Source organism: Thermodesulfobacteriota bacterium (genome assembly GCA_040756475.1).
In the GTDB taxonomy this organism is placed as follows: domain Bacteria; phylum Desulfobacterota; class Deferrisomatia; order Deferrisomatales; family JACRMM01; genus JBFLZB01.
The window spans coordinates 1-8,919 of sequence record JBFLZB010000182.1 but is presented as its reverse complement, the minus strand read 5'-3'; the positions used below and the strand labels follow the sequence as shown (position 1 = coordinate 8,919).

At 70.4% G+C, this 8,919-nt stretch carries 9 protein-coding genes; 2 read left to right on the top strand and 7 right to left on the bottom strand.

Features of this window, described 5'->3' with window-relative positions:
* Together AB1578_19260 and htpG are read right to left on the bottom strand one after the other, a co-directional pair.
* Positions 1 to 324 (bottom strand): ferric reductase-like transmembrane domain-containing protein (locus AB1578_19260; protein ID MEW6490034.1); only part of this gene is annotated, 324 nt, incomplete at its 3' end.
* 223 nt (positions 325 to 547) lie between these two features.
* Positions 548 to 2,461: a molecular chaperone HtpG gene (gene htpG, locus AB1578_19255; protein MEW6490033.1), complete on the bottom strand. Its 1,914-nt coding sequence runs from the start codon at positions 2,459 to 2,461 to the stop codon at positions 548 to 550.
* A 267-nt stretch (positions 2,462 to 2,728) separates the two neighbouring features.
* Between htpG and nspC the strand changes: the two genes are divergently transcribed.
* On the top strand, positions 2,729 to 3,856 hold the full coding sequence (nspC, locus tag AB1578_19250; GenBank protein ID MEW6490032.1) for a carboxynorspermidine decarboxylase: 1,128 nt from the start codon (positions 2,729 to 2,731) through the stop codon (positions 3,854 to 3,856).
* Positions 3,857 to 3,920: 64 nt separating this feature from the next.
* Here nspC and AB1578_19245 read toward each other — a convergent pair whose 3' ends face one another.
* From AB1578_19245 to AB1578_19230, 4 genes are read right to left on the bottom strand one after another with little or no spacing between them, the layout of a single operon-like run.
* On the bottom strand, positions 3,921 to 4,793 hold the full coding sequence (locus AB1578_19245) for an amidohydrolase family protein (GenBank protein ID MEW6490031.1): 873 nt from the start codon (positions 4,791 to 4,793) through the stop codon (positions 3,921 to 3,923).
* Positions 4,781 to 6,721, bottom strand: a complete 1,941-nt coding sequence (locus tag AB1578_19240; protein ID MEW6490030.1) for an aldehyde ferredoxin oxidoreductase family protein — start codon at positions 6,719 to 6,721, stop codon at positions 4,781 to 4,783. The genes AB1578_19245 and AB1578_19240 overlap by 13 nt, the downstream gene beginning before the upstream one ends.
* A complete protein-coding gene (locus tag AB1578_19235; GenBank protein ID MEW6490029.1) occupies positions 6,718 to 6,969 on the bottom strand; it encodes a 4Fe-4S dicluster domain-containing protein in 252 nt (83 codons plus the stop codon). Before AB1578_19235 ends, AB1578_19240 begins: the two co-directional genes overlap by 4 nt.
* Entirely contained in the window at positions 6,966 to 7,877 is a 912-nt protein-coding gene (locus AB1578_19230) for an oxaloacetate decarboxylase (GenBank protein MEW6490028.1), read from the bottom strand. The genes AB1578_19235 and AB1578_19230 overlap by 4 nt, the downstream gene beginning before the upstream one ends.
* A gap of 258 nt (positions 7,878 to 8,135) precedes the next feature.
* Between AB1578_19230 and AB1578_19225 the strand changes: the two genes are divergently transcribed.
* The gene (locus AB1578_19225) at positions 8,136 to 8,564 is read left to right on the top strand and encodes a hypothetical protein (GenBank protein ID MEW6490027.1); all 429 of its coding nucleotides are present in this window, start codon (positions 8,136 to 8,138) and stop codon (positions 8,562 to 8,564) included.
* A 129-nt stretch (positions 8,565 to 8,693) separates the two neighbouring features.
* On the opposite strand, the gene AB1578_19220 is transcribed toward AB1578_19225, so the two are convergent.
* Positions 8,694 to 8,919: hypothetical protein (locus AB1578_19220; protein MEW6490026.1), on the bottom strand; the 226-nt coding region annotated here is incomplete at its 5' end.

Genomic DNA, 8,919 nt, shown 5'->3' with positions numbered 1-8,919 from the left:
GAGCGACAGGGTCGCCGGGCTCTGGGCGATGAGCAGCGCCGCGTGGGCCAGGATGAAGCCGAAGGCGATGAGCGAGATGCGGCGGTGGAAGTGGTAGATGACGTCGATGCCGTAGGGAGTCGTAATCCGCCGGAAGCGCCCCGTGAGGAAGAACTGGAACCCCATCATGGAGACGCCGGCGAACCCCAGGCCCACCGCGAGCTCGCGCCAGAACCCGCGCCCCGGCGGCACCGGCCCGAGGAACAGGGCCAGGAACGGCAGGCTCACGAAGAGAATGTAGACCCCGATCCAGAAGGCGGCCCGGATCAGGAACTGGCGGTTCATGGGGGACTCTCCGGAGAGGGCGGCGGGCGCGCGATCCTGCGGCCACCCTATCAGGCAGGGCCCCCGGGTCAACCCAGGGGCCCTGCCGCGATTCACCGCCTCGGTGGCGAGCGGGGTCCCCGCAAGAATCGAAATCGAAATCGAAATCGACGGCGACCTCAATTGCGATTTCGGCGAGGGCGGCGCCAAGGACCCGGGGGGGACTCCGGGCCGCCCAACCGTCCTACGGGGTGTCCCTTCCAGCCCGCTCTGCCATCAAGCGCGCCACGGCCCGGGCGAAGGCCACCGGGTCCTTGGGCCGGCCCCCCTCCAGGAGCACCGCCTGGTCGTAGAGGAGCTCGGCGAACTCGGCGAGGAGGGGGTCGTTTCGGTCCTTCTCGAACCGGGCGTTCATGGCCCGCAGGAGGTCGTGGGCGGGGTTCACCTCGAGGATGCGCTTGCGGCGGGGCACCTCGCGCCCCAGGGCCTGGAGCATCTTCTCCATCTGGGGGTCCAGGTCGCCCTCGTCCCCCACCAGGCACACGGGCGAGTCCTTGAGCCGGCCCGAGACCCGCACGTCGGCCACCTCGTCCGCGAGCCGGTCCTTCAGGGTCTCCAGGAGACCGCCGTAGGCCTTCTTCGCCTCCTCCCGGGCCTTCTCCCCGGGGTCGAGATCGAGCTCGCCCTTGAGGGCCGAGTGGATGGGCTTTTCCCGGTAGGTGCCGAGCTCCGAGAGGAGCAGGTCGTCGATGGCGTCGGTGGCCAGGAGTACCTCGTAGCCCTTCTCCCGGAAGGCCTCCAGGTGGGGCGACGCGGCGGCCTCCCGCCGGGACGGACCCGTGAGGTAGTAGATGTCCTTTTGCCCCTCGGGCATTCGTTCCACGTAGGCCGCGAGGGTGGTGGGCTTTCCCTCCTCTGTGGCGGTGGACTCGAAGAGCAGCAGGTCCGCGATGGCCTCCCGGCGCTCCGGGTCGAAGTGGAGCCCCTCCTTCAGGACGCGCCCGAACTCCCGGTAGAACTCCCCGTAGGCGTCGGGGTCCTCGGCCTTCAGCTCCGCCAGGGCCTCCAGAACCTTCTTCGTGGCGCTCTTGCGGATGACCTCCACCATCTTGTTCTTCTGCAAGAGCTCCCGGGAGACGTTGAGCGGCAGATCCGCGGACTCCACCACCCCCTTCACGAAGCGCAGGTAGGGCGGGACGAGATCCTCGCAGTGGTCCATGATCTGCACCCGGCGCACGTAGAGCTGGGGGCCGACCTTATAGTCCTTGTAGAAGAGGTTCCAGGGCGCCTTCTTCGGCAGGTACAGGAGGGCCGAAAACTCCGTGGTCCCCTCCCCGCGGTAGTGGACGACCTTGGCCGGCTCGCCCAGGTCGTGGGAGACGTGGTGGTAGAACTCCTGGTACTCCTCGGGGGTGACCTCGGCCTTGGGCTTGAGCCACAGGGCCTTGCGGGAGTTGAGCGTCTCCTCCTCGGTCGTCTCCACGAGCTCCTTGGGGTCGATCGCGCTGGGCTTCTTGCGGGTCACCCGCATGGTAATCGGGTACTCGATGAAGTCGGAGTAACGCTTCACGATGCCCCGAAGCTCCCACTCCTCCAGGTAGGCCCGCTCCTCCTCCTTGAGGGTCAGGACCACGTCGGTGCCCGGCGCGGGCTTTGCCGCCTCCTCCACCGTGAAGGTGCCGTCCGCAGCGGAGCGCCACAAGGTCGCCGCCTCGGGGGGCGTGCCCGCACGGCGGGTCAGCACCGCCACCTCGCGCGCCACCATGAAGGCGGAGTAGAAGCCCACGCCGAACTGGCCGATGAGCTCGGGGTGGTCCTGGGAGCCCCGGCTCTCCAGGAGCTTCAGGAACTCCTTGGTCCCCGAGTGGGCGATGGTGCCCAGGGCCTCCACCACCTCGTCCCGGGTCATCCCGATGCCGTTGTCCCGCACGGTCAGGGTTCCCGCCGCCTTGTCCGGGACGAGCTCGATCTTCCACTCCCCCGCCCCCTCGTAGCGCTTCTCGTCGGTCAGCGCCTCGTAGCGCGCCTTGTCCAGGGCGTCGGAGGCGTTGGAGACGAGCTCCCGCAGGAAGATCTCCTTGTGGGAGTAAAGTGAGTGGATCATGAGGTCCAGGAGCTTCTGGACCTCGGTCTTGAAGGCAAGGGTCTCGGCGGGCATGGACGGTTCCTCTCCGGCAAGGGTGGCTCTTGGGACGGTCGGGCGAGGAAGATAAGCAGCTCGGGGGCGCGGCGCAACCCGCCGGGCCCAGGGCCGGAGGGGGAGGGCGTTGTCCGCCCGCGCAGGCGGCGCACCCCTTGAGCTCTTGCAGCGCCTGGGGTATAGCAGCCGGGCGTGAGGCGCCGGCCCTGTCTCCAGGCCGCGCCCACGCGTCCGTGGGCGGCGAGGGAGGAAGAAGACGTGGGACGACCGCACATCGAACGCATCATGAAGCTTGCCCCCTCCCCCGCCTACGTGGTCGACCTGGGGGTGCTGCGGGAGAACCTGGCGGTGCTCGACCGGGTGCAGCGGGAGAGCGGGGCCCGGATCCTCCTGGCGCTCAAGGGCTTTTCCATGTGGAGTACCTTCCCGCTCCTCGCCAGGACCCTCCACGGGGTGTGCGCGAGCTCCCCCTGGGAGGCGCGCCTGGGGCGGGAGGAGTTCGGGCGCGAGGTCCATAGCTTCGCTGCCGGGCTCAAGGAGGCCGACGTCCGGGAGCTCCTGGCCGCCTCGAACCACCTGGTCTTCAACTCCTTTGCCCAGCTCGAGCGGTTCCGACCCCTCTGGGAGGCGGAGCAGGGGCGCGTCTCGGTGGGCCTGCGGGTGAATCCCGAGCACTCGGAGGGCGCGACCCCCCTCTACGACCCCTGCGCCCCCCGGTCGCGGTTGGGCATCCGGCGGGCGGCCTTCGAGGGCCGGTCGCTGGTCGGGGTGGAGGGCCTGCACTTCCACACCCTGTGCGAGCAGCTCTTCGAGCCCCTGGCGCGCACGGCGCGGGCCTTCGAGGAGAAATTCGGGGATCTGCTGCCCCGGATGAAGTGGCTCAACCTGGGGGGCGGGCACCACATCACCCGGGAGGGCTACGACGTGGAGGGGCTCGTGGCCCTGGTGCGGTACTTCCGGGAGACGTACGGCCTTGCGGTCTACCTGGAGCCCGGGGAGGCCGTGGTCCTGGGCAGCGGCCTCCTGGTGGGGGAGGTGCTCGACGTGGTGGACAACGGGGGGCCCATCGCCATTCTCGACGTCTCGGTGGCGTGCCACATGCCCGACGTGCTCGAGATGCCCTACCGCCCCCCGCTCCACCGGGGCTTCGACCCGGGGGAGAAGGCCCACACCTACCGCCTGGCGGGGCCCTCGTGCCTGGCGGGCGACGTGATCGGCGACTGGTCCTTCGAGGAGCCCCTCGGGGTGGGGAGCCGCCTGGCCTTCCTGGACCAGGCCCACTACACCATGGTCAAGAACACCACCTTCAACGGGGTCCAGCTCCCCGCCATCTGCACCTACGAGCCCGAGACGGGCGAGCTCACGGCGGTGCGCCGCTTCGGGTACGAGGACTTCAAGGGGCGGCTCTCGTGAGGCGCCCGCGGGCCCGCGAACGGGGAGGACCGGGGTGGTCCGGGCATGGCCGGCAGGGGGCCGTTCAGCAGCGCGCCAGGAAGCGGCGGGCGTTGCCGGCCAGCACGGCCTCTTCCACCTCCTCCGGGAGCCCCAGGCCCCGCACGCACCGCACGTAGTCCAGGGCCGGGCGCAGGTCGTGGCAGGCGATGGCGTCGCTTCCCAGCAGCACCCGATCCGGGAACTCCAAGAGGAAGGAGCGGTAGGCGTCGGGGTCGGCCTCGATGAAGGGCCGAAGGCTCGAGATGTCGGTCCACACGGCGGGAAAGCGCTCCAGCAGGCGCGCCATGCGGCGCCGGCTGAAGCCCAGGTGGGGAATCGCCACCCGCAGGCCGGGGTGGGCCGCCAGGCACTCCTCCACGAAGCCCGCGTGCAGGCTCAGGTCTGCGTGGTACATCACGGGCACGTCCCGCTGCGCGGCCTCTGCGAACACCGCCCGGTGGGCATCGAGGTAGGCTTCCCGCCCGATGCCCGGCACGTGGCGAAGCGGCGGCATGCGCATCTTGCCCTCGTCCTCCTCCAGGACGAGGATGTTCTTGAGGCCCGCGTGGCCCTCTCCCCACCAGCCGGCCAGGTCCGAGCGCCCGTTCCAGGCCCGCACGTCCAGGAAGGAGAGCACCCGCAGGCGCCGGGGCTTGGCCGCCCACAGGGGTCGGAACGCGTGCCAGGCCTGGAGGTCGTCGTGGACCATGCGCGCTGCGTCGATGCCGGTGAAGTCGCGGTAGGCCCCGGGAATCAGGTGGACCGACCGTTCGGCGGGAGCCCCCATGGCCGGCAGAGGGAAGACGACCACGGTTTCGTAGCCGTTGGCCTCGAGCCCCTCGAGCTCGGACACCACCTCCCCGACCGGCCGGCCGAAGAGGCACCAGTGGAGGTGCGCGTCGATCAGTCCCGGCACGAACCCCTCCCCCCGGGCCGGTTGCCGGATCGAGCGCTCGCGACCTCGCCGAGGCCGAGCTCCGCGAGGGTCTCGGGGGGCGGGGCGCCCGTCGCCGGGTCCCAGCCCCGCTCCGCGTAGTACGCCCGCACGAGCTTCTCGAAGGCGGGCCGGGAGAGGGGATCGAAGGTTCGATCGCCGGCCGAGACGGACTCGGAGAAGAACCGGTCGGGGCAGGTGTCGTCCGGGGGACCCGAGCCCTCCCGCACGTTGAACGCGCGGCGGGCGTGCCAGAGGTTCTCGGACGCCCGGACCAGGTCGTCGGCCGTGGTCTCCACCCCCGTAGCGGCCGAGCACGCCTCGGCCCAGAGGTCGAGGGGGAGGCGCTGGAAGGGCGGGAACATGCACACGCCCAGGAGCTCGAGGGCGGAGCAGGCGTCCTCCGTCCACTTGGTGAGCCGCCCCACGTCGTAGCCGTCACCGGTGACGATCCGGTCCACGGCCTCGGGCCGAAGGCCGAGCTTCTCGCAGTAGCGGCGGATCTGCTGGGCGGTCCGCTCGACCATGGCCACGCTGACGTTGGAGATGTAGCCCCGCACGTTGGTGAACTGGGAGAAGATCTCGGTGGACCCGAGCCGCACGCGGGGGTCGTAGAGCACCCCGAGCCCCTTGGTGTGGACGGCGTAGGGCTCGGCGGCCGGGCCGAGGAGGCGGGCGGCCTGTTCCAGGCCCTGGGCCAGGCGGTCGCCGAAGCCGCGGCGCGTGCCGATCCGCCGGATCATCTCCCGCACCGCCTCGCCGTCTCCCCAGGTCAGGCGCACCCCGTCGGTGTCGTCCGGGGTGAGGACGCCGCGCTGGGTGAGCTCCATGGCGAAGGCGATCAGGGCGCCCGTGCTCATGAAGTCCAGGCCCATCCCCACGGCGACCTCGGCGCACCGGATCACCTCGCGCCAGCTCTCGAGCCCGCAAAAGGTGCCAAAGCCCTGCATCACCGAGTTCATGCACGACACGGCCATGCGCAGGTCGGGGCCTTTGCCGCCGTCCGCGGGCACCCGCACGTGGTGCTTGCAGCCCACGGGGCACCCGAGACACGCCACGTCGCCTTCCTTGACTTGCCCGGCGAACCCCTCCACCGGAAAGTGGGCCGTGAGGCCCCCGTCGTAGGCAGACTGGAAGTTGTGCTTGGCGTAGAGCCCCATCTTAGCGAAGGTCTCGAGGCTGATGAGCGTGCCCAGGCGCCGCCACTCCAGGAGGTTCGGGTCGGCGCGAACCCGGGCGAAGAGCTCCTTGCTGGCGCGGGAGAAGCGCTTGCGGTCGGCCACGCGCACCCCGCCCGTGCCCGACACGGCGATGGCCTTGAGGTTCTTCGAGCCCAGCACCGCGCCCATCCCGGCGCGGGCGAAGGCGGCGTACTTGTTGGTGATCACGGCGGCGTCGAAGACCCCGTTCTCCCCGCCGGGCCCGATGCAGCTCACGTCGAAGCGATCCCCGAGCCGGGCCCAGATCCGGTCCGTGGCCGCGAAGACGTCGCAGCCCCAAAGCCCGTCCGCGTCGTGGAACGACACCCGGTCGTCGGCGATCGCGACCACCACGGGCCGGTCGGCCCGTCCCGTGACCACGAGGTGGTCGTACCCGGCGTACTTGAGCATGCCGAAGCGCCCGTGGCCGGAGATCCCGAGAAAGCGGCGGTAGGGGGAGCGGGCGGTCACGTTGCCCTTGCCGGCGCCGGGAACGAGCGTGCCCACCAGGGGGCCGAGCCCGAAGATCGCGCAGTTGTCGGGCGCGAAGGGGTCGCCCCCGGGCTCGAGGAGCTCCAGCGCCAGGGCCGCATTGACCCCCGCGCCCCCGAGGAAGCGCGACCGCAGCTCCTCCCGGAGTGGTTCGGTCCGAGACGTGCGCGAGGTGAGGTCGACGTGCAGGACCGTGCCCGTGTAACCGCCGGACGTCATGGCCCCTCCTCCGAGGCGATGGGCGCGCCGAACACGCCGTAGCCGCAGTGGGCCGCGCACAGGCCGCAGCCGTTGCAGTCGGGCGAGAACTCGATACGAAACCGGTTGAGGCCTTCGGTCCGCACGGCGCGCAGGTGCGCGGCCGAGGGACGAAAGGACCGGTCTGGGCCGTTGTGGAACGAGCACGCAAGCTCGCAGATGCTGCACCCGGAGCAGTTCTCCGGCTTGACGACTTCCGGGCACTTCATGGGCACGCTCCCTTCTTCTGCCGGGCGCCCGGGAGGGGCGCCGAATCCTGGAGCCGCTCCACACCGCGCCAGATCTCTGCCAGACCCATCGCCTCCTCGAAGGCGTGGAGCCCCATCCTGCGCTCCGCCACATCCGCGGCCCCCCCGGTTCGGAGGATCGAGGGGTAGACCTCGTCGAGCACCTTCGCATAGGCCAGTGTCGAGGTGAAGGGAAAGGTGACGATGCGGTAGCCCATCTCCGCCAGCTCCGCGGCACGGAGCACGGGGACCGCGGGGTGGTCGAACATATCGAAGAGCAGGGGGGTCGGCCCGGCCTCCCGCCCGACCCGGGCGACCTCCTCCCGCGACCCCAAGAGCTCCACGTAGATCATGTCGGCCCCCGCGTCGGCGAAGGCGCGCGCCCGTTCGAGGGCTGCGTCCACGCCCAGGGCGGGCCGGCAGTCGGTGCGGGCGATCACAAAGAAGTCCGGGTCGTCCTTGGCCTCGACGGCGGCCCGCACCCGGGCCACCGCGGCGTCGAGATCGAGCACCCGCACACCCCCCATGGCCGCGCACCGCTTGGGCTCCTGCTGATCCTCGATGTGGATCCCCGCGACCCCCGCCCGCTGAAACTCCCGAACCGTGCGCTGCACGTTGAGCAGGCCACCGTATCCGGTGTCCGCGTCGCAAATCAGGGGGATGTCGATGGCGGCGGCGATGCGCGCCGCGTGGGTCACCATCTCGGTGAGGGTGATCTCGCCCACATCCGGCCGGCCGAGCAGCGAGCACGCCACCCCGTACCCGGTTACGTACGCGACGGAGAATCCGGACCGCTGGATGAACCGAGCGCCGAGCGCATCGTGGCAACCGGGGGCCATCCGGATTCCGGGGCGTTCCAGGAGCCTTCGCAGTTGGGTGGTTCTCTTCATCGGCATCTCGCTTCGTCGGGGAGGAACGAACAGGCGCACGACGGGATGCCCGGCGCCGTCCCGGGACCACTCTATCCGGCCAAATCACGTGCCGCAACGGCTTGTGAACTCACGCGATCTCACGTCATGTTTGGCCAGAGCGAGTCCTGTGGCGCAGGCGCCTCTCTTGAAATGCGCTTTCGGCGCCTGAGAAATTCTGTACACACACCAAGCCGTCGGCTAGTATGGGAGGTGCCGCCGGGCGGAAAGGAGTTTGCCATGGGACTTTTCAATAAACTGTTTGGTGGCCGGCAGGAGTACCCCGAGCTCGACGCCGACAACCCGGCCACGCGGCGTCTGTCCGAGGTGAAGCCCGCCCTCGAGTCCCTGCTCCAGGGGGTGAGCGACCCCCTCGAGGTGGTGCCCACCGGGGAGAAGGCCTACGTCTTCATCGGGAAGCCCCCCAAGACCTTCGGGCTTGCCTGGGTGGAGGGCAGCGAGGTCAAGAGCCTCAAAGACCTGCTCTCCCAGCACAAGGTGGATCCCATGAAGCAGGGCCGACTGGTGGACGAGCTGCGGGAGGTGTACCGAAGGAGCGAGTCTTCCCAGCGCTTCCGCGCCGAGGTGGCGGGGCGGGAGCTGGTGGTCACCCCCTCGGAGCAACTCGGCCGAGGGGTCGAGAAGGTCTTGAGCCAAGTCGCCCATTAGTCCCCCCCGGTGCGCCCAACCCGCCCGGCACCGGCGCACCCGGAGACGGTGCGGGGCGGCCTCCCGGCGAGGTCGCCCCGGTCCTCTTCCGTTCGCATCGCCCCCCGCGCTTCGAGGAACTGGAAGACGCTAGTGCCTCGGTCTGCCCAGCCGATGCGCGGCCCAGAGGCCCGCCCCGAGCAGGGTGAGCCCCGGCCCCGCCCACCTCTCCAACGCCGGCATGCCCCAGCGCTGACCGATCATGGACACCAGGATTCCTCCCCCGGCGAGAACCAACGCCGCCGCAGCGGCCCATCGCCTGGGGTGGGGCTCGCCGGGTTCCGGTGCGGCGGAGGGTAGGGGAGGCATGGGGGTT

Bases quoted from the DNA above. Each gene is read 5' to 3' on its own strand.
- htpG (MEW6490033.1), bottom strand. From the start codon at position 2,461: ATGCCCGCCGAGACCCTTGCCTTCAAGACCGAGGTCCAGAAGCTCCTG.
- AB1578_19230 (MEW6490028.1), bottom strand. From the start codon at position 7,877: ATGAAGAGAACCACCCAACTGCGAAGGCTCCTGGAACGCCCCGGAATC.
- nspC (MEW6490032.1), top strand. From the start codon at position 2,729: ATGAAGCTTGCCCCCTCCCCCGCCTACGTGGTCGACCTGGGGGTGCTG.
- AB1578_19235 (MEW6490029.1), bottom strand. From the start codon at position 6,969: ATGAAGTGCCCGGAAGTCGTCAAGCCGGAGAACTGCTCCGGGTGCAGC.
- AB1578_19240 (MEW6490030.1), bottom strand. From the start codon at position 6,721: ATGACGTCCGGCGGTTACACGGGCACGGTCCTGCACGTCGACCTCACC.
- AB1578_19225 (MEW6490027.1), top strand. From the start codon at position 8,136: ATGGGACTTTTCAATAAACTGTTTGGTGGCCGGCAGGAGTACCCCGAG.